General features: G+C 70.7%; 28 protein-coding genes. 10 read left to right on the top strand and 18 right to left on the bottom strand.

Annotated elements, in window-relative coordinates:
- Window positions 1–17: 17 nt before the first annotated feature.
- Entirely contained in the window at window positions 18–617 is a 600-nt protein-coding gene (locus tag ACZ6QQ_RS34095; protein ID WP_465881941.1) for a hypothetical protein, read from the bottom strand.
- 14 nt (window positions 618–631) lie between these two features.
- On the bottom strand, window positions 632–2,332 hold the full coding sequence (locus ACZ6QQ_RS34090) for a DUF4012 domain-containing protein (RefSeq protein ID WP_465881939.1): 1,701 nt from the start codon (window positions 2,330–2,332) through the stop codon (window positions 632–634).
- Between the two features lie 242 nt (window positions 2,333–2,574).
- Here ACZ6QQ_RS34090 and ACZ6QQ_RS34085 point away from each other — a divergent pair, with 242 nt between their 5' ends.
- The gene (locus tag ACZ6QQ_RS34085) at window positions 2,575–3,273 is read left to right on the top strand and encodes an arsenate reductase/protein-tyrosine-phosphatase family protein (protein WP_465881938.1); all 699 of its coding nucleotides are present in this window, start codon (window positions 2,575–2,577) and stop codon (window positions 3,271–3,273) included.
- Here the strand turns inward: ACZ6QQ_RS34085 and ACZ6QQ_RS34080 are convergent.
- The 10 genes from ACZ6QQ_RS34080 to ACZ6QQ_RS34035 all read right to left on the bottom strand — a co-directional run bounded on the left by ACZ6QQ_RS34080 (window position 3,254) and on the right by ACZ6QQ_RS34035 (window position 12,083).
- A complete protein-coding gene (locus ACZ6QQ_RS34080; RefSeq protein ID WP_465881937.1) occupies window positions 3,254–4,777 on the bottom strand; it encodes a tyrosine-protein kinase domain-containing protein in 1,524 nt (507 codons plus the stop codon). The two genes, ACZ6QQ_RS34085 and ACZ6QQ_RS34080, sit on opposite strands and share 20 nt — an antisense overlap.
- A gap of 244 nt (window positions 4,778–5,021) precedes the next feature.
- Window positions 5,022–5,255 carry a hypothetical protein gene (locus tag ACZ6QQ_RS34075; protein ID WP_465881935.1) on the bottom strand — a complete coding sequence of 78 codons (234 nt, stop codon included), beginning with the start codon at window positions 5,253–5,255 and terminating at the stop codon, window positions 5,022–5,024.
- Between the two features lie 202 nt (window positions 5,256–5,457).
- Window positions 5,458–5,769 (bottom strand): hypothetical protein, encoded by a 312-nt coding sequence (locus ACZ6QQ_RS34070; RefSeq protein WP_465881934.1) that lies wholly within the window; start codon window positions 5,767–5,769, stop codon window positions 5,458–5,460.
- A gap of 8 nt (window positions 5,770–5,777) precedes the next feature.
- Window positions 5,778–6,164: a DUF1622 domain-containing protein gene (locus tag ACZ6QQ_RS34065; protein WP_465881932.1), complete on the bottom strand. Its 387-nt coding sequence runs from the start codon at window positions 6,162–6,164 to the stop codon at window positions 5,778–5,780.
- A gap of 79 nt (window positions 6,165–6,243) precedes the next feature.
- Window positions 6,244–6,831: a TMEM165/GDT1 family protein gene (locus ACZ6QQ_RS34060; protein ID WP_465881930.1), complete on the bottom strand. Its 588-nt coding sequence runs from the start codon at window positions 6,829–6,831 to the stop codon at window positions 6,244–6,246.
- A 242-nt stretch (window positions 6,832–7,073) separates the two neighbouring features.
- Window positions 7,074–8,039, bottom strand: coding sequence for an L-histidine N(alpha)-methyltransferase (gene egtD / locus ACZ6QQ_RS34055; RefSeq protein ID WP_465881928.1), 966 nt, complete (start codon window positions 8,037–8,039; stop codon window positions 7,074–7,076).
- On the bottom strand, window positions 8,036–8,785 hold the full coding sequence (gene egtC / locus ACZ6QQ_RS34050) for an ergothioneine biosynthesis protein EgtC (protein ID WP_465881926.1): 750 nt from the start codon (window positions 8,783–8,785) through the stop codon (window positions 8,036–8,038). Before egtC ends, egtD begins: the two co-directional genes overlap by 4 nt.
- A 49-nt stretch (window positions 8,786–8,834) precedes the next feature.
- On the bottom strand, window positions 8,835–10,160 hold the full coding sequence (gene egtB, locus ACZ6QQ_RS34045; RefSeq protein ID WP_465881924.1) for an ergothioneine biosynthesis protein EgtB: 1,326 nt from the start codon (window positions 10,158–10,160) through the stop codon (window positions 8,835–8,837).
- The gene (egtA, locus tag ACZ6QQ_RS34040; RefSeq protein ID WP_465882040.1) at window positions 10,157–11,398 is read right to left on the bottom strand and encodes an ergothioneine biosynthesis glutamate--cysteine ligase EgtA; all 1,242 of its coding nucleotides are present in this window, start codon (window positions 11,396–11,398) and stop codon (window positions 10,157–10,159) included. Before egtA ends, egtB begins: the two co-directional genes overlap by 4 nt.
- A gap of 136 nt (window positions 11,399–11,534) precedes the next feature.
- Window positions 11,535–12,083 carry a carboxymuconolactone decarboxylase family protein gene (locus tag ACZ6QQ_RS34035; protein WP_465881922.1) on the bottom strand — a complete coding sequence of 183 codons (549 nt, stop codon included), beginning with the start codon at window positions 12,081–12,083 and terminating at the stop codon, window positions 11,535–11,537.
- Window positions 12,084–12,246: 163 nt separating this feature from the next.
- Here ACZ6QQ_RS34035 and ACZ6QQ_RS34030 point away from each other — a divergent pair, with 163 nt between their 5' ends.
- Window positions 12,247–13,710 carry a serine/threonine-protein kinase gene (locus ACZ6QQ_RS34030; protein ID WP_465881920.1) on the top strand — a complete coding sequence of 488 codons (1,464 nt, stop codon included), beginning with the start codon at window positions 12,247–12,249 and terminating at the stop codon, window positions 13,708–13,710.
- A 137-nt stretch (window positions 13,711–13,847) separates the two neighbouring features.
- Window positions 13,848–15,110 (top strand): nucleotide sugar dehydrogenase, encoded by a 1,263-nt coding sequence (locus tag ACZ6QQ_RS34025; protein ID WP_465881918.1) that lies wholly within the window; start codon window positions 13,848–13,850, stop codon window positions 15,108–15,110.
- 57 nt (window positions 15,111–15,167) lie between these two features.
- Here ACZ6QQ_RS34025 and ACZ6QQ_RS34020 read toward each other — a convergent pair whose 3' ends face one another.
- Both ACZ6QQ_RS34020 and ACZ6QQ_RS34015 read right to left on the bottom strand, forming a co-directional pair.
- Window positions 15,168–15,761, bottom strand: coding sequence for a pentapeptide repeat-containing protein (locus ACZ6QQ_RS34020; RefSeq protein ID WP_465881917.1), 594 nt, complete (start codon window positions 15,759–15,761; stop codon window positions 15,168–15,170).
- A 59-nt stretch (window positions 15,762–15,820) separates the two neighbouring features.
- Window positions 15,821–16,780 carry an NAD-dependent epimerase/dehydratase family protein gene (locus ACZ6QQ_RS34015; protein ID WP_465881915.1) on the bottom strand — a complete coding sequence of 320 codons (960 nt, stop codon included), beginning with the start codon at window positions 16,778–16,780 and terminating at the stop codon, window positions 15,821–15,823.
- Between the two features lie 221 nt (window positions 16,781–17,001).
- On the opposite strand from ACZ6QQ_RS34015, the gene ACZ6QQ_RS34010 reads away from it, so the two are divergent.
- Genes ACZ6QQ_RS34010 through ACZ6QQ_RS34000 form a run of 3 tightly spaced genes read left to right on the top strand, consistent with a single transcriptional unit; the run spans window position 17,002 to window position 20,410 of the window.
- Window positions 17,002–18,003, top strand: a complete 1,002-nt coding sequence (locus tag ACZ6QQ_RS34010; RefSeq protein WP_465881913.1) for an NAD-dependent epimerase/dehydratase family protein — start codon at window positions 17,002–17,004, stop codon at window positions 18,001–18,003.
- A 2-nt stretch (window positions 18,004–18,005) separates the two neighbouring features.
- Entirely contained in the window at window positions 18,006–19,079 is a 1,074-nt protein-coding gene (locus tag ACZ6QQ_RS34005; protein WP_465882039.1) for an MraY family glycosyltransferase, read from the top strand.
- 56 nt (window positions 19,080–19,135) lie between these two features.
- Window positions 19,136–20,410: an LCP family protein gene (locus tag ACZ6QQ_RS34000; RefSeq protein ID WP_465881912.1), complete on the top strand. Its 1,275-nt coding sequence runs from the start codon at window positions 19,136–19,138 to the stop codon at window positions 20,408–20,410.
- 56 nt (window positions 20,411–20,466) lie between these two features.
- On the opposite strand, the gene ACZ6QQ_RS33995 is transcribed toward ACZ6QQ_RS34000, so the two are convergent.
- From ACZ6QQ_RS33995 to ACZ6QQ_RS33980, 4 genes are all read right to left on the bottom strand, one after another.
- Window positions 20,467–21,360, bottom strand: a complete 894-nt coding sequence (locus tag ACZ6QQ_RS33995; RefSeq protein WP_465881910.1) for a 1-aminocyclopropane-1-carboxylate deaminase/D-cysteine desulfhydrase — start codon at window positions 21,358–21,360, stop codon at window positions 20,467–20,469.
- A 157-nt stretch (window positions 21,361–21,517) separates the two neighbouring features.
- The gene (locus tag ACZ6QQ_RS33990; protein ID WP_465881909.1) at window positions 21,518–21,709 is read right to left on the bottom strand and encodes a DUF397 domain-containing protein; all 192 of its coding nucleotides are present in this window, start codon (window positions 21,707–21,709) and stop codon (window positions 21,518–21,520) included.
- A gap of 183 nt (window positions 21,710–21,892) precedes the next feature.
- Window positions 21,893–22,084: a DUF397 domain-containing protein gene (locus ACZ6QQ_RS33985; RefSeq protein WP_465881907.1), complete on the bottom strand. Its 192-nt coding sequence runs from the start codon at window positions 22,082–22,084 to the stop codon at window positions 21,893–21,895.
- A complete protein-coding gene (locus tag ACZ6QQ_RS33980) occupies window positions 22,072–22,839 on the bottom strand; it encodes a Scr1 family TA system antitoxin-like transcriptional regulator (protein WP_465881905.1) in 768 nt (255 codons plus the stop codon). The genes ACZ6QQ_RS33985 and ACZ6QQ_RS33980 overlap by 13 nt, the downstream gene beginning before the upstream one ends.
- A 389-nt stretch (window positions 22,840–23,228) precedes the next feature.
- Here ACZ6QQ_RS33980 and ACZ6QQ_RS33975 point away from each other — a divergent pair, with 389 nt between their 5' ends.
- From ACZ6QQ_RS33975 to ACZ6QQ_RS33960, 4 genes are all read left to right on the top strand, one after another.
- A complete protein-coding gene (locus ACZ6QQ_RS33975) occupies window positions 23,229–23,510 on the top strand; it encodes a hypothetical protein (protein WP_465881904.1) in 282 nt (93 codons plus the stop codon).
- A 14-nt stretch (window positions 23,511–23,524) separates the two neighbouring features.
- The gene (locus tag ACZ6QQ_RS33970) at window positions 23,525–23,791 is read left to right on the top strand and encodes a hypothetical protein (RefSeq protein ID WP_465881903.1); all 267 of its coding nucleotides are present in this window, start codon (window positions 23,525–23,527) and stop codon (window positions 23,789–23,791) included.
- On the top strand, window positions 23,791–23,994 hold the full coding sequence (locus tag ACZ6QQ_RS33965) for a hypothetical protein (protein WP_465881902.1): 204 nt from the start codon (window positions 23,791–23,793) through the stop codon (window positions 23,992–23,994). Before ACZ6QQ_RS33970 ends, ACZ6QQ_RS33965 begins: the two co-directional genes overlap by 1 nt.
- Window positions 23,995–24,786: 792 nt before the next feature.
- On the top strand, window positions 24,787–24,999 hold the full coding sequence (locus ACZ6QQ_RS33960) for a hypothetical protein (RefSeq protein WP_465881900.1): 213 nt from the start codon (window positions 24,787–24,789) through the stop codon (window positions 24,997–24,999).
- Window positions 25,000–25,157: the final 158 nt, after the last annotated feature.

Raw genomic sequence — 25,157 nt, 5'->3', positions numbered from 1 at the left:
CTTCCCCGCGGTGTGGGTCAGGCCGTACCGGCCCGGACACCGCCCCGACGGCGGCGGACCACGGTCAGCATGACCAGGACCACACCGAGGAGCAGGAGACCGCCACCGATGCCGAGCTGCCGCCCGAGCGAGCTACCGGTGACCGGCAACTGCCGGTGAACAACGGTCAACACGACGCTCGCGCTGAGACCCGACTCACGACCGGTCGCCGTGATCAGCCAGGTGCCCTTCCAGTCCGCGTCGAACGTGATCTGGAACTCGCCCTCGGCGTTGGTCACCGCGACCAGGGCCGGCGGCGGGCCCGACGGGTAGGAGACCGGCACCATGGCGATGGTCGCGCCGGTGTCGTGGCGAACAGCGGCCCGCTCGGGCGCGCCGGCCGCCGTGGTCTGCGGCGTGAAGACGATGTCGACGGTCTCGGTCGGGCCGTAGAACCGACCGAACAGGGTGACCTCCTCGCCCACCACCACGGTCGACTCGCTCAGGGTCAACACGGGTGGCTGCGGTGGATAGGGCGGTTGTGGTTGGGCGGCCGCCGGGCTGGATGTCATGGTGGCAAGCGCGCCGGCCATGACGAATGCCGCCATGGCCGAGGCGACGATGCGGGTGAGCCGCATGATGGATCCTCTCTCTACTGTTCACACGTGGTTGCAGGATTGACACGGGTGGTCCATGGCGTGGCGCCGGGCGTCAACCACAGGTCGACGGCGCCGCTGCGGGTCACCGGGGTCAGCAGGTCGACCTCCAGCTCCCGGCTCTCGCCGGGCGGGATGTCGACGCTGAGTACGGCGACCCGGCGACCGCGTTCCGTACCGGCACCGATCGGAGTGGCGGCGCCGTCGAGCCGGGCGCGCACCGGAGCACCGCCGACCGGGCTGAAGACGTACGCCACCACCCGGTTGCGGTACGGGTCTCCGGGAAGTTGCAGACCGAGTACGGAGTCGCTGAGGCCCTTGCTCGGCGCGGTCGAGCCGAGCGTGAGCCGCAGTTTGAGTTCGCGCCGGCCGTCGGGGCGGCAACCACCCACGGTCAGTTCGGCGGAGCGGGTCAGGTAGTAGCCGAGTTTCGACCCCGTGCCGTCGTTGAGGAACGCACCGACCGTCGGCACCGTCTCCCGCTCCGGGAGCACTCCGGACACTCGGGTGTCGACCAGGTCGTCCTGCTCGGCCGGATGGGCGCTCCAGAACAATATCCGCCGTTCGGCGACCGCACGGTCGAGTGACTCAAGCAGCTTGCGAGGTTCCACCGAACGGGTGAGCAGGGCGTCGAACACCGACATCGCCGCGCTGGCGAAATACTTGTCCTGGTCGCGGGGCGCATCGATCCGGTCGTACGCGTCGGAGAGCAACGTCTTCACGGCGGTGGCCGAGGTGAGCGTCGGGTGTTTCGGCACCGACACCGGGCCGATCGCGTCGAGCAGGTAGGACAGGGTCACCGGGTCGGTGGCGAGCACTCCGTCGACGACGGTGCCGGTCCGGAGCCGGTACATCTCCCGGAACAGCGCGGCGGCGGTCGGGAAGTGCGGGGTCAGGTTCACGTCGGCCGGGTAGATGCCGAGCAGGTCGGTGTAGAGGCCCCGCATGTCCGGGTCGAGCTTGCTGACCGGGGTGTCGAAGCCGCCCAGTTCGGCGGCGGCGCCCTGTTTGAGGATCTGCACCTTGCCGCCGTCGGCCCGCAGGACCGCGTACGCGCCGAAGATGCCGCCGGTCGAGCGCGGTTCGGCCAGGTTCTGGAAGGCGAGCAGGTAGGTGCGCGGGCCGTCGGTGCCCAGCAGTGGTGGGAGCAGCACGGCACCGTGGCGGGCGGTGGAGGTGAGGTTGGCCAGCTTGCCCAGTTCGGTGCGCAGCTGCTCGACCGCATCGCGGACCGGTGCCTGGAGCCCGTCGGGACGGATCCCGGCGACCCGGACGCTGGCCTGCCGGACGGCGGTGTCGGCGGTGCTCAGTTCGGGTGCGGCGGCCTGCAAGCGGGTCAGGTCGAGTCGACCGGCCTTCGGCACCAGGCTGGCCAGGTCCAGCCGGAGCAGCGACGGGAAGGCGTGCCGGGCGAGGTCGTCGACGGCGGCGGCGATCTCGCGTACGGCGGTCAGGTCGTCACCGGCGTACGGCGTGTGCCCGGCCGCCCGCCAGGCCGGGTCGCCGGTGGCGGAGTGGGCCGCGCCGGCCTGGCTCTGGAGCGCGGACAGGGTACGGGCGGCCTGTTCGGAGTCCCCGGCGAGCACCTGCTGACCCAGTTCACGGGCGAGGCCGGCGGCGCTGAGCAGGTGGCCCCGCGCCTGCCAGCCGCGCAGCCCGAGCCAGCCGACGCCGAGGAACAGCAGGCAGGCGACCACCAGAACGCTGATCAGGGTACGTCGTAGCCGCGCTCTCGACCGGGACCGGCGGGACCGGTGTCGAGAGCGATGCATCGAGGCAGAAACGCCCTGCGTCACACCAACACACTCCATAGCTTGGGCAAAACGACCATAAGGATGTAATTGCTACAGATCTCTATAGCACGCTGATTTGTTGCTTCACTGTCGTACCGGCTTTTTATTGCCTATATGTGTCTAGTCGTGAGTAAAGCTCACGACGGATGCGGCAGCCGGGGCAACCGGTGCGGATCGCGGCGCCCGGCCGCTCGTTGCACCCGGTGGGCTACCGGCCATCCAGCGCGCCGGAGCAGCGAGGAGGAGACATGCTCGGCGGGGTGCTCATCGTGTGCCACGCGAACCTGTGCCGGTCCCCGATGGCGGAGTACGTCGCCCGGGACCTGCTGGCGCAACAGCTCGGCGGCGAGGCGTCGGCGGTCCCGGTCACCAGTGCCGGCACCCACGCGGTGCCCGGCTATCCGATGCACCCGCACGCCGCCCGGCTCACCGCCGAACGCGGCACCGACCCGGAGGCGTTCCGCAGCCGGCCACTGCACGCCGAGCAGCTGCGCACCGCCGGGCTCATCCTCACCGCGACCAGGGCACAGCGGACCACCTGCGTCTCGCTGGCCCCGTCCGCGCTGCGCCGTACGTTCACCCTGCGCCAGTTCGCCCGGCTCGCCACCGCGGCGGTCGAGCAGGGCTGGGCGGCTCCGGACGGTCACCGCGACCCGCTGCGGCGACTCGACGCCGCCGTGGCGCTGGCCAGCCGGGCCCGAGCCGGTCTGCAACCTCCCGCCCGGCCGGACGACGACGACCTGACCGACCCGGTGGGACTGCCGATCGCGGAGTTCCGTCACTGCGTACGCGAAATCGAGCGCTCGCTGCGACCGACGGTGGGGCTCATCGCGGTATCCGGGTGAGTTCCTGGGTCGGTGTCGTGCCCACCGCGCGCGGATCCTGCCGCAGCGGGCCCCGCTCGTCCGGGTGCGGACCCTCCGGGGGCAGGTCGGCACCGGGCCAGTCGATCTCCTGGGCCGCCGGCACCGCCGAGACCGGCGCGGCCGGCGGCGGTTCCGCGACCATGGTCCGGTACATCTCGTACTGGTGGTTGTCCGACCTGGCCACCTTGGCCATGTTCAGCACGCAGCCGAGCACCCGCGCGGAGACCGCCTCCAGCGCCTCGGTGGCCGTCGCCACCTGCGCCCGGGTCGTCTTGCCGTGCCTGGTGGCGAGCAGCACCCCGTCGGTCTGCACCGCGACCACCGCGGCGTCGGTGACCGCCAGCAGCGGGGCGGTGTCGACGATGACGATGTCGGCCGACTCGCGCAGTGCCCGCAGCAGGTCCGCCATCCCCTTCGAGCCGAGCAGTTCGCTCGGGTTCGGCGGCATCGACCCACCGGGCAGGACCAGCAGTGACTTGTCCCCCCAGGGCTGCACCACGTCCGCGACGTCGACCTCGCCGATCAGCACGTCGGTCAGGCCGATGCCCGACTCCAGCCCCAGGTACTGGGCGATCTTCGGTCGACGCAGGTCGGCGTCGACCAGCAGGACCTGCCAGCCGGCCTCGGCGAGCGAGATCGCCAGGTTGCAGGAGAGGGTCGACTTGCCCTCGCCCTGGACCGAACTGGTCACCGCGATCACCCGCGCCGACTCGTGCACGTCCACGAACCGCAGGTTCGTACGCAGCTTGCGCATCGCCTCCGCCCGCGCGGACTGGGACGCGGTACCGACGATCAGTGGCGCGGTGAGCGCCTCGACGTCCCAGGGAATCTGGCCCAGCAACGGGCTGCCGGTCAGCTGCTGGAGGGTCGCACCGTCACGGACGGTGGTGTCGATCAGTCCCCGGAGCACGCAGAGCGCGATCCCGAGCAGCAGACCGAGCACACCGCCGACGGCGAGGTTGCGGGCCGGCCGGGGCGAGACCGGATCGGCACTGACCCGGGGACCGCTGACCGTCTCGATCTTCACCGGTGGTTCCTGTGCGCCTGGTGGGGTCTCCAGCCGCTGCACCAGTCCGACGAAGTGCGACGCCACCGCCTCGGTGAGCCGCAGCGACCGCGCCTGGTCGCTGTCGGTGACAGTGGCCCGGAGCAGTACGGTGTTCGCCTCCACCCGCGCACTGATCCGCCCCTGGATCTCGTCGGCGGTCAGTCCCACCGGTCCGTCGGCCACGATGGCCTGCGCGAGCCGGTCGCTGGTGAGCAGGTCGGCGTAGGACTTGACCCGTTGCTGGAGGAACAGGCCCCCCTGGTAGGCGTCGGTCACGCCCTGGCTCTGCGTCGTCACGAAAAACGTCACCGACGAGGTATACAGCGGCTCGGTACGCACGGTGACGAGGCCGGCGGCGCCGAGCCCGACCATCACCGTCGCCAGTACGAGCCACCAGCGTTGACGCACAACGGCGAGGTGGGTGCGCAGATCCATCAGGCCAGACCTCCCTATCTGCGGCATTAACGGTTGATCCGGCATGAGGGCGTTCACCACGCCCACGAACTCGGACAGTATGAAAAAGATCCATACCATCCATATTCAGTGCCGAACCGAATGTAAAGGACGCAACCGCCCTTGCACCCGGATTCGCCGCAACACGGCCGATATTGCCGAAGCCACCTTCGCCCGCCCCCCGCGTCGGGGGTCATCGATCACCGAACCCCCGGTACAGCCCCGGTCAGCGCGACGGCGGGTGGGCCTCACCCGGTGGGCGGGGCGAATCCTCGGTGTCCTCCAGGGACTCGGTCAGGCCCTCGGTGAAGTCGTCACCGGGCACCGCCACCTCCTCCGCCTCGTCGAGCTCGTCCGGACGGTTCGGCTCTTCCACCGCGGGCAGCGACGGATCACCGGCGAAGCCGTACTCGTTCGGCTCGTCGTGGCGGGCCCCGTCCCCGGGCTTCGGTTTCGTCATCGCCGCACGCCTCCTCCTCGGCCCCCGCCGGGTACGGCCGGGGCCACGTCGTGCCGGGCCGGACCGGCCCGAGCACCACTCACGGTAGGCACGGCGGAGACGGTGGGTTGGGAAACCCAGGCTTTGCCGCCGGACACCGCGACCGCCCTCGGCCACCCGACGCACCGCTGAGCCGGGGCCGAGGACGGCCGGGGCCGCAGGCTCAGCCGGACGGTGGCGGCGGGGCCGAGGCCGAGCCGGAGGGCTTCGGAGCCGCGCCGGGGTCGGGTCGCGGGCCGGTCGGGCCCATGCCGGTGGCCGGGCTCCCCAGGACCGAGCCGATCACCGTACGCAACAGCGCGATCGTCCCGGCGGTGGCGATGTCGGTCCAGTGCTCCGCCGACACGAGGCGGAGCAGGCTGGCCGCGGTCAGCAGGTCCAGCAGCAGCCGCAGCGCGGTGCGCCAGGAACGGACCGTCAGCAGTGTGACCACCCCCGACACCAGCGCGGCGGCGGTGATCACTCCGATCGCCATCGAGCGGATCACCGCTGTGCCGCCGGCCCGGAACCGGCGGGCGTCGAACCACGCGCGGCGATCTGGCGCTGCTCCTGCTCGATCTCGCGGCGCAGGAAGTAGTTCAACGCGGTCCGGATGGTGGCGATCGCCGCCAACTGCCCGATCTGGTTGAAGCTCGGGGCGACCGCCGTCCGCAGTACGTCCGCGGCCAGCTGGAATTCGAGGCCGAGGGTGAGGAAGCGACCCAGCACGAGCCGGATCGGGGTGAAGACCGCGGCGCTACGGTGCCGTACGCCCAGCACCAGGAACCGCAGAGCCGCCCAGACCGCCCCGACGAAGATCACGCACGCGCCCACCGCCTCGACGACGGTGACCAGCTCCTCGGAGACGTCACGCAGCAGATCCTCGAACAATCCGGCTCCCTCGGCCCGACCGGCGCACGTCACGCCGGACGGCGGATACCCCGGGTCGGGCCGAGTAGGCCGGATCGGCTCAGAGCAGTTGCTTCAGACCGTCGAGCAGCAGCCAGAGGCCGGAGAGCGCGAACAGCGCGGCGGCGCCGTACTTGATGACCTTCTCCGGGAGTCGACGGCCGAGTATCCGGCCGACCACGATGGCCAGCGCGTCCGCCGCGACCATGCCCACCGTCGAGCCCACCCAGGTGCCGAACCAGCCGTACTGGGTGGCCAGCGTGATCGTGGCGAGCATCGTCTTGTCGCCCAGCTCGGCCAGGAAGAACGCGACCGAGACGGCGATGATCGCCGACCGCTTGGTCCGTTCGGCCTTGGCCCGTTCCTCCTCGGTCAGCTTGTCGCCGCGCAGGGTCCACGCGCCGAAACCGAGGAACGCCACCCCGGCACCGAGCGCGATCCAGCCCGTGGGCAACGTCGCACCGAGCCCGTAGCCGATCGCCACCGAGGCGAGGTGGACCAGCGCGGTGGCGATCGTGATGCCGATCAGCACCTGCATCGGTTTGAACCTGGTGGCGAAGGTCAGCGCTATGAGCTGCGACTTGTCGCCCAGTTCGGCCACGAAGATCACGCCGAAGCTGACCACCAGGGCAACGAAAAAGCCCTCCATGAAAACCCTTCCCGGTCGGGACCGGGTCCAGGGCGCGATCGACCTCGACCCGGCTTGAACAGCCTGGTCGAAGGTCTCGCCCGCCTCACCGTGGTGAGGCCGCGTGGCCGGATGCTCGCGCACCAGTATGTCGACCACGACATTGGGAGCTACTCCCCTTCGCGGAACCGATCCTAACCGACCTCCCGTCGGTCGGGACGCCGGCCCGCCCGCGCGGCCGGCGTCCCCGGTGACGGTCGCGGTCAGGCCACCCGGGCGAGGACGAGCGCGAAGAGGTCCCGCTCGTCGGTCCAGCAGGACCGGACGACAAAACCGGCCGAGGCCAGCTCCGCGGTGATGCCCTCGGGCCGGAACTTCGCCGACACCTCGGTGCGCATCTCCTCCCCCTCCGCGAAGTCCACGTCGAGGTCGAGCACCCGGACCCGGCTCGGCCGGGTGGCCCGCAACCGCATCTCGATCCACTCGTGCTCCGGATCCCAGATCGCCACGTGCTCGAACGCGGCCGGATCGAAGTCCGCCCCCAGCTCCCGGTTGATCACCGCCAGGACGTTGCGGTTGAACTCGGCGGTCACCCCGGCCGCGTCGTCGTACGCGGGCACCAGCACCGCCGGGTCCTTGACCAGGTCCACCCCGAGCAGCAACCAGTCGTCGGTCTCCAGCGCCGACCGCATCGACCGCAGGAACTCGGCCCGCTCGACCGGCAGCAGGTTGCCGATCGTCCCGCCGAGGAAGGCCACCAGCCGGCTACCGCCGGTCGGCAGCCGGTCGAGCTGGTGGGTGAAGTCACCGACCAGCCCCCGCACCCGCAGGCCCGGGTACGCCCGCGCGATCTCGGCCGTGGACTGGCGCAACGCGCTGATCGAGACGTCCAGCGGTACGAAGGTGCCCAGCTCACCGTGCCGGGTGAACGCGTCCAACAACAGCCGGGTCTTCTCCGACGACCCCGACCCCAGCTCGATCAGCGTCTTCGCCCCGGTGATCCGGGCGATCCCGTCGGCGTGGTCGACCAGGATCGCCCGCTCGGTCCGGGTCGGGTAGTACTCCGGCAACCGGGTGATCTCCTCGAACAGTTCACTGCCCCGCGCGTCGTAGAACCACTTCGGCGGCAGCCACTTCGGCTGCGCGGTCAGCCCGAACCGGACATCCTCGCGCAGTGCCCGGGCCAGGTCCTGCTCTTCCAGATAGATCTCCAGCGGATCCGCGGTCACACCAACTCTCCTATCGGTCGCAGTTGCAGGTCGTCGGTGGTGGCGACGACCAGTTGGCCGTCCGGTACCCCGGTCCACGCCGGGTCGTCGTCGAGCGGCTCGGAGCTGATCAGCACCGAACCGGGGCCGGTGCGTACCGACAGGGCGTGGCCGGCGGTGGAGGCGACCGCCGTACGACCGTCGGTGAGCAGCAGGTTCAGCCGCGCACCCGGTACGGCGGCGGCGACCGTCCGTACGGTCGCGGCGATCGCCACCTCCGGTGGCGCACCGGTGCGCAGCCGGTGCCGGACCAGCGCCCAGAGCAGCGCCGCGTCGGTCGGCGCGTCGAGGGTGAGCAGGTCCCGGATCGGCAGCCCGTCGGCCAGCGGCACCAGGGCGTCCGGCCAGCCGGGCACCGCCCCGTTGTGGCTGAACAGCCACCTGCCCTCGGCGAAGGGTGCCGCCGCCGTCTCGACCACCGGCATCCCGACGGTGGCGGAGCGGACCGCCGCCAGGACCGCCCCGGACCGGGTCGACGCGGCCAGCGCGGGCAGCGCCCCGTCCGCCCAGATCGGGATCGCCCGGCGGTAACGTACCGGCTCCGGGTCCTCGGCGTACCAGGCGACGCCGAAGCCGTCGGCGTTGACGGTCCCGCCGCCGCGCATGTCCCGGGGAGCCCAGGACTGCCGGACCAGCCCGTGCGGCGGGTCGAGCAGCAGGGCGGCCAACGGCACCGGTGGACCGAGGTAGGCCAGGTGCCGGCACATCAGCCGGCACCCGAACGCCTCGGGCGGTGAGCGTACGCGTGCCGTTGCCTCACGCGGCGGTCTCTTCCGGTCGGGGGTCACGGGCGCAGCGGAAGCCGCTGAAGATCTGGCGCCGGATCGGCAGGTCCCAGTTACGGAAGGTGCCCCGGCAGGCCGACCGGTCGGTGCCGAACGAACCACCCCGCAACATCCGGTACGAGTTGCCGAAGAAGACCTCCGAATACTCCCGGTACGGGAACGCGGCGAAGCCCGGGTACGCCTCGAACCCGCTCGACGTCCACTCCCACACGTCCCCGATCAGCTGGTGTACGCCGAGCGGCGACGCCCCCGCCGGATAGGCGCCGACCGGTGCCGGTGCCAGGTGCCGCTGGCCGAGGTTGGCCTGCTCCGGACCGGGATCGGCGTCGCCCCACGGGTACCGCCGCGACCGGCCGGTGGCCGGGTCCCAGCGGGCCGCCTTCTCCCACTCGACCTCGGTCGGCAGCCGCTTGCCGGCCCAGGCCGCGTACGCCTCGGCCTCGTAGAAGCAGACGTGCACCACCGGCTCGTCCAGGACCAGCGGGGAGTACCGGCCGAAGCGGACGTAACCCCACTCGGACCCGTCGTGCCGCCAGTGCAGCGGCGCGGTCAGTCCCGCCTCCTGCCGGTGCTGCCACCCCGGCCCGCTCCACCAGCGCTCGTTGTCGTAACCGCCGCCGGTCACGAACGCCAGGTACTCGCCGTTGGTCACCGGAGCCGCGTCGATGAAGAACTCCGGTACGTCGACCACGTGCGCGGGACGTTCGTTGTCCAACGCCCAGGGGTCGGTCGAGGTGCCCATGGTGAACCGGCTGCCGGGCACCCGTACCTCGCCGGAGACCGGGACCACGGCCGCCGGTGGCGGGGGCGCGGCGAGGGCCGGCGGACCGATCCGCAACTGGTGGGTGGCGAGCATCGTCTCGTCGTGCTGCTGCTCGTGCTGCACGATCATCCCGAACGCGAAGCCGTCGGTCACCAGCCGGCGGCTGTCGAACCGGATCCCGTCGAGCAGGTCGAACACCTTGTCCCGGACCGTGACCAGGTAGGACCGGGCCTCGTCCGGTCGCAGCAGCGGCAGCGCCGGCCGGTCCCGGCGGGGTTGTTTGAACGCGTCGTACAGGTCGTCGATGTCCCGGCGGACCGGCTCCCGGCCGCCGACGTCGCGGACCAGCCAGAGTTCCTCCTGGTTGCCGATGTGGGCCAGGTCCCAGACCAGCGGCGACATGATCGGCGAGTGCTGACGCATCAGCTCGGTCTCGTCGACCGCCTCGGTGAGCAGCGCGCTGCGGCTACGGGCCCGTTCCAACTCGCCCGCGATCCGCACCCGGAGATCCTGGTCCGATTCCGCAGAGATCATGGTCGTCTCCTGTCCGCGGCGCCCAGTCGCCGCTGCACGATGTCGCTGATCCGGTCGCGGGTCTCCGGCTCCAGGTCGGTGCGGTCCACCGCCGCCAGCGCCACCCGCAGTACGGCGGCGGCGGCCCTCGCCAGCGCCGGGTCGGCCAGGCCGCGCCGGGCCGCCGCGTCCCAACGGTCGAGTACCGGCTCGCACGCCTCCCGGGCGAGGCCGAGCGCGTGGTCGTCGCCGAGCAGCGCGGCGAGCACCCCGACCGGGGCGATCCACTCACCGGGTGGCTGCGCGTCGAGGTAGCGGACCTCCAGGTAGCCGCGGGCCCGTACCGGGGGAAACAGGGTGCTGATGTGGTAGTCGAGATCCTCCTCGGTCGGCGGCCGGGGCAACGCGCCGTCGATCCAGTCGCGGAAGGTGATCCCGACCGGCACCAGCCAGTCCCGGCCGGGCTGTCGTACGCAGAGCAGTGGCGCACCGAGCGCGTAGGCCGACCAGGCGGTGACCGGGTCGGCCCCGGCGCGGGCGGTGGTCCAGGCGGGCCGGGTCCGGGGCGGGTCGATGGCGAACCAGGCCGCCATCCGGGCCGAGGCCCAGCCGCTGTCGCCGCCGGCGTGGTGCCGGGCGGTCGCGAACGCGGCGAGCAGCGGTGGTCCGAGCCAGTGCAGCGCGTCCCACCGGGTCCGGAAGCCCTCCTGGGTGCCGGCGTCGAGGCAGACCTGGAGGCCGGCGGTGCTGTACATCATGGTCCGCCCGGCCGGGCCGCGCCGGTCGAAGGCGGTCCGCATCGCGCGGTAGCGGGGAGTCTCCACCACGGGGGTGGGCGGGCGGTACGGGTCGATGCCGCTGTGGCCGAGAGTCAGGCCGGCGGTCGCCAGCAGTTCGGTGAGCCGATCGATGTCGGTGCCGGTGTCGGCGTACAGGGCGCGTAGTGAGCGGTGGGGGGCGGAGGAGATCTCGACCTGCCCGCCGGGCTCGACGCTGACGGTGCCGTGTCCCGGCAGCGCCAACGGGGTGGCGGCCGGATCGAGGGTGCGTGGTGCGTGCGGTCCGAGGGCGGCCCGTAGTCGGTCCGGTTCGACCGGTCGGGCCGGGTCCGTACGGTCGTGAACGGTCCATTCCAGTTCGACGCCGCTGAGCATCGGTGGTCCGGTCTTGAAGCAGATTTTCGCCAGGTAGCCCTCCGCGTCGGACAACTCGCGCAGGACGGCCGGCGTGTCGAGTTCGGCCGGTATCACGACATCGATCTCCCTACGCTCGATCGACTGGAACTACCCTCGCCGTCGGTTTTCAATCCGACCCTCACCGGCCAGGCTGTCGGGAGCGCCACCTCCTCGTGTCTATCAGACGAACTCCGACCCTCAGCGCGAAACGGGCTCACGATCAGTGCGCCGCTATCGCCGGGGTGTAACCGTGGGTGCCGAGCGCCTCCCCCATCCCGCGGTAAGCGTCCACGTCCGGCGGCAGCCAGGTGTCCAGGCCGTCGACGTACCGGTTGAACATGCAGAAAGCGGCGGCGATCAGCACGGTGTGGTGGATGGCCTGGTCGTCGGCGCCCTCGGCCCGGGCGGCGGCGACCTCGGCCTCGGTGACGGAACGGCCGCCGGCCTGTACCTTTCCGGCGATGGTGAGCAGGGCCTGAAGCTTCGCGCTGACCGGTGCCCGGTCCCCCTCGGCGCGGACCAGGTCGACGGTTCGGGCCGAGGGCCCGAGCATGAACCGGGCCGCCGCGCTGTGGCTCTCCACGCAGAACTCGCACTCGTTGAGGTTCGAGACGTGGACCGCGATCAGCTCGCGCTCCTCGGGCGTCAGCGACGAGGGCCCGCGCAGCAGCACCTGCGCGAGGGCCAGCAGGGGTTGTGCGGTCTCCGGGTACTGGGCCAGCGGTCCGCTGATTCCGGGCAGTCCTTCGGGCAGTTCGATGTGCGCCATGGTCGCCTCTCGGTCGTCGGTGGGACGTCTCCGCGCTCGGTCGGGCGGACGCTCGTGACGCCCGTCGACCCAGACAACAATTACCATCGATCGATCCAGGACCCAACCGCTCCGGTGCTCCACCGTGGATCGAGGAGTGACCGGACCCCGAGTTGGGTAGGAGATGATCGTGCTGGCCCCGGGAGTCCTCCTCAACGACCGCTACCGACTCGACACGCGCCTCGCCACCGGCGGGATGGGTGACGTCTGGCGCGGGACGGATCTGCTGCTCGACCGAGAGGTCGCGGTCAAGATATTGCTGCCTGCCCTGGTGGCCGAGCCGGACTTCATCACCCGCTTCCGGGCCGAGGCCCGGATGATGGCCGCCCTGCACCACCCCGGAATCGTACAGGTGTACGACTGCGGTGAGCAGGTGTTCGACACCGGTGGTCAGGCCGACTACCTGGTCATGGAGTACGTCGACGGCGAACCGCTGTCCCGGCAGATCGAGTCGGCCGGCCGGCTCGGCGTCGTACCGACCCTGTCGGTGGTGGCGCAGACGGCACGGGCCCTGGACGCCGCCCACCGCAGCGGCATCGTGCACCGGGACGTGAAACCGGGCAACCTGCTGATCCAGCCGGACGGCACGGTGGTCCTGGTCGACTTCGGGGTGGCCCGCTCCGCCACCATGACCCGGATCACCAGCACCAACGCCGTCCCCGGCACCGCGCTCTACATGGCTCCGGAGCAGGCGGCGGGCCGCCCGGTGTCGCCCGCCACCGACATCTACGCCCTCGGCGCGGTGACCTACCACTGCCTCACCGGGCAGCCGCCGTACACCGGTCGGACCGCGCTGGACGTCGCGATCCAACACCTGCACGACGACCCGCCGACCCCGCCGGCGGACCTGCCCGCACCGGTCGCGGCACTGATCACCCGGGCGTTGGCGAAGAAGCCCGAGGACCGTTATCCGAGCGCGGCGGCGTTCGCCGAGGCGGCCGAGGCCGCCGAGGCCGCCCTGGCCGGAACGGCCACCGCACCGGTCGCCGGGATCGCCGCCGTCGGTGGTGCGGCCGCCGGTGGCATCGCGGGTGCGGGACCGGCCGGTCCGGACGGTGGTGCGGGTACGGGCACGTTGCCCGAGATGCCGGTCGTGGTCGCTCCCGTCGACGGGGTGGCCGGCGGCCCGGCCGGTGTGCGCCCGAGTCGGCCGTCGCGTCGCCGGGGTGTGCTGCTGGCCGGTGCCGCCGCACTGCTCGCCGGCGGTGCGCTGTTGGGCGTACTCGGGTTCGGGCTCGGCGACGGCACCGAGCGGCAGAAGTCGCCGGTCGCGCCGAGCGCCACCGGGGCGGCACCCGAGGCCGGCCCGAGCGCGGGTGCCGGCGAGGAGGCTCCCGCGCCGACCGGGCGTACCTCCGGCGCCCCGGCGCCCGACGCGCCCTCGGGGCCGGCGCCGACCGCCGGGCCCACGGCTTCGGCCAGTGCCGCGCCGAGTGCCACCCCGAGCCCGGAGCCGACGACCGCCCGGCCGACGGCGAGCCCGACCGAGGCGGAGCAGACCCCGGCGGCACCCGAGACCGACCCGCCCGCCACGCCCGACGCGCCGGCCGGGCCCCAGGTCCCGGTGGCCTCGCCGGGCGTCCCCTGACCTTCCCGAGGGCGAACAGCGATCGGCCGGATGGCCGCCGATCAAACCCGAAAACGCTAATAATCCTGTTTCAAACTTCTGCCATCATAAGTCGCCATAAAGTGCGGGTTACCTGGTTACAGCCCTAGGAGCCCCGCATGAGCGTTGAGAAGCTGGTCGTCATCGGACAGGGATATGTCGGCTTACCCCTGGCGATCCGGGCGGTGGAGGCCGGCCTCGACGTCGTCGGTCTCGACCTGGACGACAGCCGGGTGAAACGGCTCAGCGCCGGGGAGTCGTTCATCGAGGACATCTCCACCAGCCGGCTCGGTGCCGCGCTCGGCACCGGGCGGTACCGGCCGAGCAGCGACTACGCCGACGCGAAGGACTTCGACGTCTGCGTCATCAGCGTGCCGACCCCGCTGCGCGACGGCGCCCCGGACCTGAGCTACGTCGAGCAGGCCGGTACGGCCATCGCGCCGTACGTCCGGCCGGGCTGCACGGTCATCCTGGAGTCGACCACCTACCCCGGCACCACCGAGGAACTGCTCCGGCCCCTGTTGGAGGATGCCACCGGCCTACAGAGCCCCGGCGACTTCCACCTCGGCTACAGCCCGGAGCGGATCGACCCCGGCAACCCGACCTGGCGGCTGGAGAACACCCCGAAGGTCGTCTCCGGGGTGGACGCCGACGCCCTCGCCCGGGTCGACGGCTTCTACCGGCGGATCGTGGAGCAGACCGTCACCGTCGACTCGACCCGGGTGGCCGAGCTGACCAAGCTGATCGAGAACACCTTCCGGCAGGTCAACATCGCGCTGATCAACGAGCTGACGATGTGCGCCAGCGAGCTGGGGGTCGACGTGTGGCAGGCGATCGACGCCGCCTCCACCAAACCGTTCGGTTTCATGCCGTTCCGGCCCGGTCCCGGGGTCGGCGGCCACTGCCTGCCGATCGACCCCTGCTACCTGTCCTGGCAGGTCAAGCGGACGTTGGGGCGGCAGTTCCGGTTCGTCGAGCTGGCCAACGACATCAACCACGAGATGCCGCAGCACGTGGTCGGACGGCTCATGGTGGGCCTGAACAAGCGGGAGCGGACGATCAACGGTGCCCGACTGCTGCTGATCGGCCTCGCGTACAAGAAGAACACCGGGGACATGCGGGACTCCCCCGCCGTCGAGGTGGCCGCCCGGTTGCGATCGCTCGGCGCCGAGGTCCGCGCGGTCGAGCCGTACGCCGAACCGCACCACATCCCGGCCGGGGTGACCGTGGTGGACCTGACCGAGGCCGAGGTCGACGCCGCCGACGCGGTGCTGATCGTGACCGATCACGACGGACTCGACTACGACATGATCGACCGGACCGCCAGTTATGTCTTCGACAGTCGCAACCGGTGCCGGGGGCGCGAGGTCGAACGGCTCTGACGACCTGCACACCCTCGGGCGCGCGCCTCCGACCCGGAATCGGTCGACGGGACGGGGTCAGAGGACCTGGAAACCGAGGGTCTGGGCGACCACCACCGCCTGGGCGGCGTCGATGATGGCGTCGCTCAGTTGGGCGGTGCTCGGATCGAGCGCGCTCAGGTCGCTGCCGCGCAGGTCGCACCGGACGAGGTTGACGCCGCCCAACTGGGCGCCGGAGAGGTCGACGTCGACCAGGGCCGCCTCGGCACAGTTGGCGGCGGTCAGATCGACCTCGCGCATCCGTACCCCGGTGAAGGTGACGCCGCGCAGATCGGCGCCGGAGAGGCCGACGAACGACCAGTCGCCGCCGGACACCCGCAACGGGCGCAGCGCCGAGTCGACGAAAGTGCTGCCGACGAGCTTGCAGCCGGTGAACTCGGCCTCGAAGAGGTTGCAGCGGGTGAAGGTGCAGCGCAGGAAGGCCGAGTCGATGTGCCGGGAGGCGTTGAACGTGACGTTGCCGAAGGTGCAGCCCTGGAACACGGTGCCCCGCGTCGAGGACTCCATCAGGTCGACGCGGTGGAAGGTGCAGCCGACGTAGGTGGTGTCGGTGAACTCGTCGCCGTACCAGTCCTGGTCGCGGAAGGTTTCACCCTCGATCGTCTTCGTCACCACGGCAGCCTAGTGTCGGGGTACGACACGTCCGCCCGACCGGGAACGGACCGGGCGACTCAGACGGCCGGCACCGGCTCCGGGGCGTACCGGGACCGGGTGCGGTACCAGCGGACGGTCTGCGCCAGACCGTCGTCGAGCGGCACCGGACGGATCGCCGGGAACAGGGCGGTGAGCCGGGTCGAGTCCGCCTGCGACTCGCGTACGTCGCCCACCCGCGCGGGACCGTGCGCGACCTCCACCGGATGGCCGACCAGCGAGGCGAGCTTGCCGATCAGGGCCAGCAGGGAGACCCGGTTGCCGTACGCGAGGTTGACCGGCACCGTCGAGGTGACCCGGCGCACGACCGCGTCCGTGAGCACCTGGGCGACGGTGCCGACGTAGGTGAAGTCGCGGCTCTGCGCCCCGTCACCGTGCACGGTCAGCGGCTCGTTGCGCAGCGCGGAGTCGACGAAGGCCGGGATGACCGCCGCGTACGCGTGCCCGACCGACTGCAACGGCCCGTAGACGTTGAAGAACCGCAGCGCGAGGGTGGGCACGTCGAAGGCCGAGTGGTACGCCAGCACCTGCGCCTCGGCGGCGAGCTTGCTGGCCGCGTACGGGCTCATCGGCCGGGTGGCGAGATCCTCGTGCTTGGGCAGTGCGGCCACGGAGCCGTAGACCGACGACGACGAGGCCGCGACCAGGTACGTCCCGGCTCGGCGGCATGCCTCCAGCAGGTAGAGGGTGCCGGTCGCGTTCGCCTCGTGGCTGGCCACCGGGTCGGCCAGGGATCGGGGCACCGACGGGCGGGCGGCCAGGTGGATGACCGCGTCCACGCCCTCCACCAGCTCGTCGATCAGCGGGCGGTCCAGGATCGACCCGGTCACCAGCCGGACCGGGAGGTCGGCCAGATTGGCCTCGAAGCCGGTACTGAGGTCGTCCACCGCCACGACTTGTCCGATTTCCGGCCTATCTACCAACTCTCGACAGGTGTTCGCACCGATAAAGCCGGCTCCGCCGGTAACGAGGACTCTCACCCGATATCCCTCTCTGCATGGAACGAGTTAAACAGCCTGGACGTCGGGCGATACCGGATCACTGAACCGCTTATGCAGCCCCAGACCTGTTGATAAACGATCATGTCGTACGAAATCAGGGTTTGTCGTCATAGCGATGGTATATGGCCTATGGTGCTCAACGGGGCCGAATTCCACCGAGACTCGCAGTACCACAGCGAGCGCTACAGAAGGGACGTTCCATGCCACGCGGCACGATTCTGGTCACCGGCGGCGCCGGTTTCATCGGCTCGCACCTGGTGGACGCGCTACTGGCCCGAGGCGACCGGGTGGTCGTCCTGGACAACCTCTCCACCGGGCGGATCGCCAACCTGGACCAGGCATCGACCCACCCTGACCTGCACTTCGTTCAAGGTTCGGTGCTCGACGAACTGGTCGTCGACGAACTGGTGCACCGGTGCGACACCGTGGTCCACCTGGCCGCCGCGGTCGGCGTCAAACTGATCGTGGAGCAGCCGCTCAAGTCGCTCACCACGAACATCCGCGGTTCGGAAATCGTGATCGAGGCGGCCCACCGCTACCGCCGGAAGATCCTCATCGCCAGCACCTCCGAGGTGTACGGCAAGAACTCCCGTGGCCCACTGGCCGAGGACGCCGACCGGATCCTGGGCAGCCCCGCCGTGGTGCGCTGGGCGTACAGCACCGCCAAGGCGGTGGACGAGATCCTCGCCAACGCTTACCACAAGGAGCGCTCACTGCCGAGCATGGTGGTCCGACTGTTCAATGTGGTCGGTCCCCGACAGAGCCCGGCGTACGGCATGGTCATCCCGCGTCTGGTCCGCCAGGCGGTCCGGTCCCAGCCGCTGACCGTCTACGGCGACGGATCGCAGACCCGCTGCTTCGCGCACGTGACCGACGTGGTCGGCGCGCTGATCGGCCTGCTCGACTGCGAGGCGGCGATCGGCGAGACGGTCAACGTCGGCTCCCCCGCCGAGATCAGCATCCTCGATCTCGCCTGGCGGATCGTGAAGGCCACCCGAAGCACCTCCGACGTGCGGCTGGTCCCCTACGAGACGGCGTACGGCGCCGGCTTCGAGGACATGGTCCGCCGGGTCCCCGACATCACCAAGCTCAACCGCATGATCGGGTGGACGCCCACCCGGACCCTGGACGACATCCTGCGCGAGACCGTCGCCGAGGCGCGCGCCGAGGAGGCCGCCCGTACCCAGATGCTGCCGGCGTGACCATGCCACTGCCGGCCACCGAGACCGTCATCGGCGCACTCGCCGCGCTGCTGCTGGTCGCCGTACTCGTGGAGCCGGCGCGGCGGGTGGCGCTGCGCTGCGGCCTCACCGACCGACCCGCGCCGCACAAGGCACACCGTCGCGTGACGCCGTACCTCGGCGGGGCCGCGATCGTCGTCGCCACCCTCGCACCGACCGTGGTCCTCGTGGACCTCGACCGGTCCCGGATCTGGCTGGTGCTCGGTGCCGCCCTCGCCATCGCCGCGCTCGGCCTGGTCGACGACGCCCGTACGCTGCGGCCGAGCACCCGGATGGCGGTCGAGGCGCTGGTCGCCACCGCCGTGGCGCTGGGCGGCGTACGGCTGCACCTGGTCGGCCAGGACCAGCTCGACCTGCTGCTCACCGTCGGTTGGATCATCACGGTGACCAACTCGTTCAACCTGCTGGACAACACCGACGGGGCGTTGGCCACGGTGGCCTGCGCGACCTCGGTGCCGCTGTCGGTCTTCGCCGTCGTCGCCGGCCAGCCCGACCTGGCCCTGCTGCTGCTCTGCCTGGCCGCCGCCTGCACCGGGTTCCTGCTGCACAACGCCGCACCCGCACGGATCTTCATGGGCGACAGCGGGTCCCTGTTCATCGGCTTCCTCATCGCGACCGGCGCGGCGTTGGTCACGCCCGGACGGGCGGCCGTGGACCGGTCCTCGATCCTGCTGCTGATCGTCTTCGTCGCGGCCGTCGACACCGGACTCGTGCTGGTGTCCCGGCAACTGGCCGGCCGGTCGTGGCTCCAGGGCGGCACCGACCACGTCGCGCACCGGCTGACCCGCACCGGCGTCGGGCCGCACGCGCTGCTCGGCACGCTCTTCATGGCCACCTCGACCGCCGGGCTGATCGCGGTGCTGGTCTCGGCCGGGGTGGTGGCCGGCAGCACCGCCCTGCTGGGGGCGCTCGGGGCGGCAGCCATGCTGATAGTGCTGCTGTTGCAGGTGCCGTCCGGCTACGGACAACCCGCCCGGCACGCCCAACGGACAACCGGCACGCCCGGCCAGCGGGCCCACGACACGGTGCGAGGTTGAGCGACGGTGGACGGGGTGCCCATCTCGGCTCGCCGCCGACAGGGCGGTGAGGTCGGGTGAAGGACGGCCTCGAATTCGTCTTCGACGACATCACCCCTCGGCCGCCGGAGGGACCGGACGATCCGGACGGGCACCGCTGGGCCCGGCGGCTGCGCCGGCTCGCGCTGACCGCGACCATCCTGGTGGCGGCCGGCACGGTCGGCGTGCTCGCCACCGGCTACCTCACCAGTTCCGATCTGTCCGGCCGGGTCTCCCGGCTCGGCGAGGTGTTCGGCGGCGTCGAGAGCGCCCATCGGCCGGTCACCGCCGAGGCGGTGACCGGCGGCCGGACCATCCTGGCCATCGGCGCCGAACTGCGCGGACCCGACCCCGACGAGGGCCGCGGTGGCAGTCCGGGCGTCGACCCGGACATCGGTACGACCGCCGGTGTGCCGAGCGGGCCGGCCGGCTCCGCGCCCGACGGCTCCGGCGGCGGTGTCGACGACCCGACCGGTGACGCTGACAACGCCCGGGGGGCCGCCGAGCCGATCGCCGCTCCCGTCGACGTGCCCGCTCCGAGTCCGGTCGGGCCGGCACCGGCCGGAGCGGTCATGCTGATCCGCTTCGACCCCCGGGACGACTCGGCCTCGGTGATCTCGATTCCGCACGCGACCAGGGTGGACGTGCCCGGTCACGGCCGTACGACCGTCGCGGCGGCACACGCGCTCGGCGGTCCGACCCTGCTGGTACGGACGGTCGAACAGCTCACCTCGGTACGCATCGACCACTTCATGGTGGTCGACTTCGACGAACTCGCCCCCGTGGTGGACGTCCTCGGCGGGGTGGACGTGACCGTCGCCGCCGCCATCGTCGACCGCAACGGGGTGGGGTTCCGCGCCGGTGTGAACCATCTGGACGGCGCCCGGACACGGGCGTACCTGCGGCAGCCGGACGACCTGCCGCACGGGACGGTCGACCGGATCCAGCGCCAGCAGAACCTGTTCCGGGCGGTGCTGACCAGGATCGCCTCGACTCCGCCGGACGCCAACCCGCTGGAGGGTTACCGTCTGGTCGACGCGGTGACCCGCGCGGTCTCGGTCGACGACCGCTTCGGCCGGGACGAGCTGCGCGATGTCGCGCGGGCGGCGGCCGGGGTGAGGCGGGAGAACATCTGGTTCCTCACCGCACCGACCGACACCACCGGCGGCGTCGCGGAGGGAGCGGTGCCGGCGGCGTACCTCGACCTCGAACCCGAGCGCAGCGTCCGGCTCTGGCAGGCGTTCAAGACCGGCACCGTCGGCGAGTACGTCGCCGCGTATCCGGAGGACGTGCTCAGCACCAACCCCCGATGACCGGGCGCCGCCGGTAGCAAACGCTCAACCGGCGAGCCGCCCAGCCGGCCGGTTGCTCAGCCGGTCAGCACGGCGACGATGGTGGTACCCGGTGCGAACCGGCCGGCAGCGACCAGGGCGAAGATGCCGTACATCATCTTCGCCGGGTAGATCGGGTCGAGGATCGGGCCGTGCCGGGCAGCGAAGTCGGCGATGAAGGCCGCCAACTCGGGGCGGCGCTTCGCGTACCCGCCGAAGTGGAAGTCGTACTCGATCCGCCAGTTCGCGGTGACCGATCCCGAGGCCGCGCGCTGTAACCGCTCCACCTCGGCGGCCAGGAACTGCCCACCCCGGAGCACCGAGAAGCCGATGGCGGACCGGCCCGGCGGCAGACCCGCGGCGACACCGGCGAGCGTGCCACCGGTGCCGACCGGTACGCAGATGACGTCGAACGGCTCGGTGATCTCGGCCGGCAGCTCGGCGCAACCGCGTACGGCGAGCGCGTTGCTGCCGCCCTCCGGCACCAGGTAGTGCTCGCCGAACTCCGACCGCAGCCGGGCCAGCAGCTCCGGCGCCTCCTTGTCGCGGTAACTCGCCCGGTCCAGGTACGTCAGCCGCATGCCCCGGCTCACCGCGTACGCCAGGGACGGGTTCAGCGGAAGGTGCTGCTCGCCCCGGATCACCCCGACGGTGGCGAACCCGAAGTACGCGCCGGCCGCCGCGACCGCCCGGATGTGGTTGGAGTACGCCCCGCCGAAGGTCACCAGCGTGGAGAAGTCCCGCTCCCGCGCCGCCAGCAGGTTGTGCTTCAGTTTGCGCCACTTGTTGCCCGGCAACTCGGGATGGATCAGGTCGTCCCGCTTGAGCAGCAGCCGTACGTCATGGCGCGCCAGCCGATCGTCAACCAGTTCGGTCACCGGCGACGGCAACCGCAGCCGGACCTCCCGGCTCCACCACGTCTCGTCCGTCATCCCGTCAGCCTCCGATGCGAACACCGGTCGAGGCGAGCACGACCCCGACGCCGACGACAGAAACGTCACCCCTGCACCTCGTCCAGGAAAGCTCCCGGGCGACGTGCAGGGGACGGCATCACTGGCGGTGTCCGCAAAGGACGCCCGAGACGGGTGCTCAGCGGGTCTTTGCGAGTCCGACGAACGCGCGCCACGCCTGTGGCCCGAAGGTCAGCGTGTCGCCGTCACGGTCCTTGCTGTCCCGGACGAGCACGCGACCGGGGAGGTTGTCGGCGACCTCCACGCAGTTGCCGCCCGTACCGCCGCTGCGGCTGGACTTGCGCCACCGGGCGCCGGTCAGGTCTGCCATGTCGCCGCTACTTTCCTGATGGGGTCCATGCTTTGCGAGGTGGGGAGGGCTACGACAACTCGGGACGAATCAGGTCGTCCTGCTTGGGAAGCAGCCGTCCGTCGTGCCGCGCCAGTCGGCCGTCATCAGTTGGGTCAACAACGCCCTCGTACCGGCTGGCGGGTTCGCGTCGTCGGGGCGTGTTCAGTGCTGCTTCGCCAGGCCGACGAACGCGCGCCACGCGTCCGGCCCGAAGGCGAGCACCGGCCCCGTGACGTCCTTACTGTCCCGTACGCCCACGACGCCGGGGAGGTTCTTCGCCACCTCAACGCACGTCGACCCGCCGTTGCCGCTACGGGTCGACTTCCGCCAGATGGCGCCGGTCAGGTCTGCCATGTCGCCGCTGCTTCCTTGATGAGGTCGATGGTCTGCGAGGTAGGGAGGGCCACGGCCCGGAGGGCTTCCCACTTGGCTACGAGGGTATCAATGTCGCTGGGCTGGTTGACTACGCGCGCCTGCAGCGGGTCATCCAGGTGAGCCGCCTCTCCATCCGGGCCCTTTGCCAGAATGAAGCCCCCAGCAAGTCCAGCATGGCCCCCGGCGGTGAGCGGCACCACCTGAATATGCACGTGGACACGTTCAGCCATCTCCAGGAGATGCCCGCACTGCGCAGCCATGATCGCAGGGTCGCCCACGCACCGCCGTAGGGTCGCCTCATCCACCAGAGCGAAGAACTGCGGAGGCCTCGGTCCCGCAAGGATCGCCTGACGCTCCATACGCGACGTCACCCGCTCATCGACGCTGTCGGCAGCGAACAACCCGCCCCAGCCGACGACCGCCCGCGCGTACGCCTCGGTTTGCAACAGGCCCGGCACGAGCGTCGGTTCAAACCACCGGAGTAGTCGCGCGTCCCGCTCATGTTCGATCCACTCACGTAACCAGGTCGGATCGCGACGTTTCAGAACGTCCGGCCAAAGGTCCTCTACGGTCCGGTTGACGAGCGCCGCAACCTGGGCACGATGCCGCGTCTGTGGAATCCGTCCAGGACTTACCCACTTGGCCGCTGTCTTGGGGTCTACCCCGATCTGAGCAGCAAGGGATTGCGCCGTCGCGCCCGCTTCGATCATGGCGACTTTAAGGGCGTGGTTCATTCCGTCTCCCTTTTGGACGAACCGATCGTCACAAGAACCTACCGCAACGCTGTGTGTTGGTTCCACAACGCAAGGCAGGGTGATTCGAGAGGAGGCGTGGCCGGTGGGGGTTCTAGCCCGGCGGCTACGTCGAACGGGGGCGGCCCCACTCGAAGAGCAACGTGGGGCCGCCCCTTCCCGAAGCCGAGGAGGTGTCGCATTGTTCGTTTTCCGATTGCGGGGGTCATTCTGGCCGTGGTCACGCGAGGCCGTCGCGCCACAGCCACCCGCCCCACCACCGCCCGCACACGCGCGCCCGGCTTGGGCCGAGAAGCCGACGGCGAACCTCGGGCCGTTGCTCACGCTCGGGCAGCGGATGGGTTATCGCGTTCCCCGTAACGGCGGCCGGCATGCCAGGTAGGGCGTTCGTTCAGGTCGGCGATGTCGTCAACGCCGAGGCGGGTGACTACCGCCGAACCGTCGCGCCCGCCTACGAGGACAGCATGGGTGATCTTCACCTACGCGTGACGCACGTACGGATGGACGGCGGGGCGTACGACACCGAGTGGGTCACCGTGCGCGGCATCGAGATGCCAATGGGGCAACCCGAACTACCCGAGGCCGAGTACGTGATCCGGCGTAGCACCCTGGTGGATGTCGAGCGACCGGCGCTGACGGGACCAGAGTGGTGACCGACGGTCGGTCGATGGCGGACACGGTTGCCCCGCACATGCCGATACCGCAACTCTGGATCTGCCGGGTCGACGCGTACCCGTGGCCGTGCGCGGACGCCCGCCTGAACCTCCTCGCCGCCTTCCACGGCCAGACACTCGCCCTGAACCTGTACCTCGCCCCAATGTTCGTCGAAGCCCTCACCGACCTCTGCGCGATCGACGCCAGCCCGGACGGCCCACCGGACCCCCGCGCGATCTTCAAACGGTTCATGGGCTGGGTGCCGGTGCGAGGGCAGTGATGGGCGGACTTCTGAAGATCACGGTCAATCTGACCCCTCGTGCCGCCGACGCCCTCGAAGCGCTGTCGACGCGGCGCACGAAGACCGAGGCCGTGAACGCGGCGTTACTGCTGTTCGCCCGACTGGAGGAAATCGCACCGGGCGGTGAGTACGTGGTCACCCCGGCGGACGGCACCCGGCACCGCATCATCCAACTGACCTGAGCCCACCCCGGATCGGCCCGCCCCGGGGCAACCCGTCGTCTTCCCCGAGGACGGCCCTGGGGCGGGTCCTCAATTGCACAGCGGAACGTACGACGCGTCAGTTATATACATCTTCTTTGATGTACGTACATCAAAGAAGATGTACGAATCGAAGGCGTCAGTTTCCCTGGAGGCGCCAGGTTGGCGCGCGGCAACAGAAACGTCATCCCCTGGCGCCTCGCCATGGCAAGCTCACAAACGACACGCAGGGGACGACGCCACTTTCGGTCTCCGCGCCGCGCGCCGTCGCGAGCATCGCGCGCAACAGTTCGGGGTCGGCAGGCCGGTCTACTCGGCGTTACGTTCCGCGGCGGCATGCCACCAGCCAGGTGGGGTCGGCCCGGTGACGGTCGCGCTCGGTTGGTCGGGGTGCAGCCCGAGCCGGCGTAGAGCGGCAGCCCGGATGCGGACATCGAACCAGCCCTGCCAGTGACCGTCAAGGCCAGCCCTACAGACCAGACCCCAGTAGATCTCGTCCGACTCGAAGGGCATCCAATCGATGCCCCGGTCACGCAGTCAACCGCGAGCGGCAGCCAACGGCTGCGGACAGCCGGGGGTGTTCTCGTAGGCCGCGATGGTCACCCAATCATCGTTCACAGTGACCATGATGCCTGGGCGAACCAGCACCGACCACGCCTGCGACGCAAGACCGAACGCGAACGACAACCTCGTTCTCCGCCTCGGCGTGTTTCGCCGACACGCCCGGATGGGTACCAGGGCCGCACGCCCAGGCTCTCAGGCGAGGAGAAAGCAATGCGTCGTAGAGGAACATCCGCAGGAGCGGTCATCCTTGTCATCTGGTTGATCATCGGAGCGATTGCGGCCGGTCAACGCGGCTACTTCGACAGCTCCAACGACAACTGCGCGGAGGCCGGCACCACGATCGTGACGATCATCGCCGGCCCGCTCAACTACGTCGGACTCAACCCCAAGGTCAACTGTGAGGTACCGCAGCCGTCGAAGTAACCACCTCCCCATAGCTTCACCCCCGGCCGGGGGGGGGGGGGGGGGGGGGGGGGGGGTCGGGGGGGGGGGGGGGGGGTGGGGGGTCGAGGGACTCTACCTCGCCGACGACGTGCTGGTCGCGGACTACTCGTCGGCGAGGTTCGACTACGGCACGCTGG

The organism is Micromonospora sp. NPDC049529, from assembly GCF_055586685.1.
The sequence above is the reverse complement of the archived record's forward strand: the minus strand, read 5'-3'. Positions and strand labels throughout refer to the sequence as shown.

What these genes read in the sequence shown, in the direction of transcription:
- ACZ6QQ_RS34060 (WP_465881930.1), bottom strand. Translation starts at nt 6,831, where the DNA reads ATGGAGGGCTTTTTCGTTGCCCTGGTGGTCAGCTTCGGCGTGATCTTC.
- ACZ6QQ_RS34005 (WP_465882039.1), top strand. Translation starts at nt 18,006, where the DNA reads ATGCCACTGCCGGCCACCGAGACCGTCATCGGCGCACTCGCCGCGCTG.
- ACZ6QQ_RS34010 (WP_465881913.1), top strand. Translation starts at nt 17,002, where the DNA reads ATGCCACGCGGCACGATTCTGGTCACCGGCGGCGCCGGTTTCATCGGC.
- ACZ6QQ_RS33960 (WP_465881900.1), top strand. Translation starts at nt 24,787, where the DNA reads ATGCGTCGTAGAGGAACATCCGCAGGAGCGGTCATCCTTGTCATCTGG.
- ACZ6QQ_RS33990 (WP_465881909.1), bottom strand. Translation starts at nt 21,709, where the DNA reads ATGGCAGACCTGACCGGCGCCCGGTGGCGCAAGTCCAGCCGCAGCGGC.
- ACZ6QQ_RS34085 (WP_465881938.1), top strand. Translation starts at nt 2,575, where the DNA reads ATGCGGCAGCCGGGGCAACCGGTGCGGATCGCGGCGCCCGGCCGCTCG.
- ACZ6QQ_RS33965 (WP_465881902.1), top strand. Translation starts at nt 23,791, where the DNA reads ATGGGCGGACTTCTGAAGATCACGGTCAATCTGACCCCTCGTGCCGCC.
- ACZ6QQ_RS34080 (WP_465881937.1), bottom strand. Translation starts at nt 4,777, where the DNA reads ATGGATCTGCGCACCCACCTCGCCGTTGTGCGTCAACGCTGGTGGCTC.
- ACZ6QQ_RS34035 (WP_465881922.1), bottom strand. Translation starts at nt 12,083, where the DNA reads ATGGCGCACATCGAACTGCCCGAAGGACTGCCCGGAATCAGCGGACCG.
- egtC (WP_465881926.1), bottom strand. Translation starts at nt 8,785, where the DNA reads ATGTGCCGGCACCTGGCCTACCTCGGTCCACCGGTGCCGTTGGCCGCC.
- ACZ6QQ_RS33970 (WP_465881903.1), top strand. Translation starts at nt 23,525, where the DNA reads ATGGCGGACACGGTTGCCCCGCACATGCCGATACCGCAACTCTGGATC.
- ACZ6QQ_RS33980 (WP_465881905.1), bottom strand. Translation starts at nt 22,839, where the DNA reads ATGAACCACGCCCTTAAAGTCGCCATGATCGAAGCGGGCGCGACGGCG.
- ACZ6QQ_RS34025 (WP_465881918.1), top strand. Translation starts at nt 13,848, where the DNA reads ATGAGCGTTGAGAAGCTGGTCGTCATCGGACAGGGATATGTCGGCTTA.
- ACZ6QQ_RS34075 (WP_465881935.1), bottom strand. Translation starts at nt 5,255, where the DNA reads ATGACGAAACCGAAGCCCGGGGACGGGGCCCGCCACGACGAGCCGAAC.
- ACZ6QQ_RS34070 (WP_465881934.1), bottom strand. Translation starts at nt 5,769, where the DNA reads ATGGCGATCGGAGTGATCACCGCCGCCGCGCTGGTGTCGGGGGTGGTC.
- ACZ6QQ_RS33975 (WP_465881904.1), top strand. Translation starts at nt 23,229, where the DNA reads ATGCCAGGTAGGGCGTTCGTTCAGGTCGGCGATGTCGTCAACGCCGAG.
- ACZ6QQ_RS34095 (WP_465881941.1), bottom strand. Translation starts at nt 617, where the DNA reads ATGCGGCTCACCCGCATCGTCGCCTCGGCCATGGCGGCATTCGTCATG.
- ACZ6QQ_RS34030 (WP_465881920.1), top strand. Translation starts at nt 12,247, where the DNA reads ATGATCGTGCTGGCCCCGGGAGTCCTCCTCAACGACCGCTACCGACTC.
- egtB (WP_465881924.1), bottom strand. Translation starts at nt 10,160, where the DNA reads ATGATCTCTGCGGAATCGGACCAGGATCTCCGGGTGCGGATCGCGGGC.
- ACZ6QQ_RS33995 (WP_465881910.1), bottom strand. Translation starts at nt 21,360, where the DNA reads ATGACGGACGAGACGTGGTGGAGCCGGGAGGTCCGGCTGCGGTTGCCG.
- ACZ6QQ_RS33985 (WP_465881907.1), bottom strand. Translation starts at nt 22,084, where the DNA reads ATGGCAGACCTGACCGGCGCCATCTGGCGGAAGTCGACCCGTAGCGGC.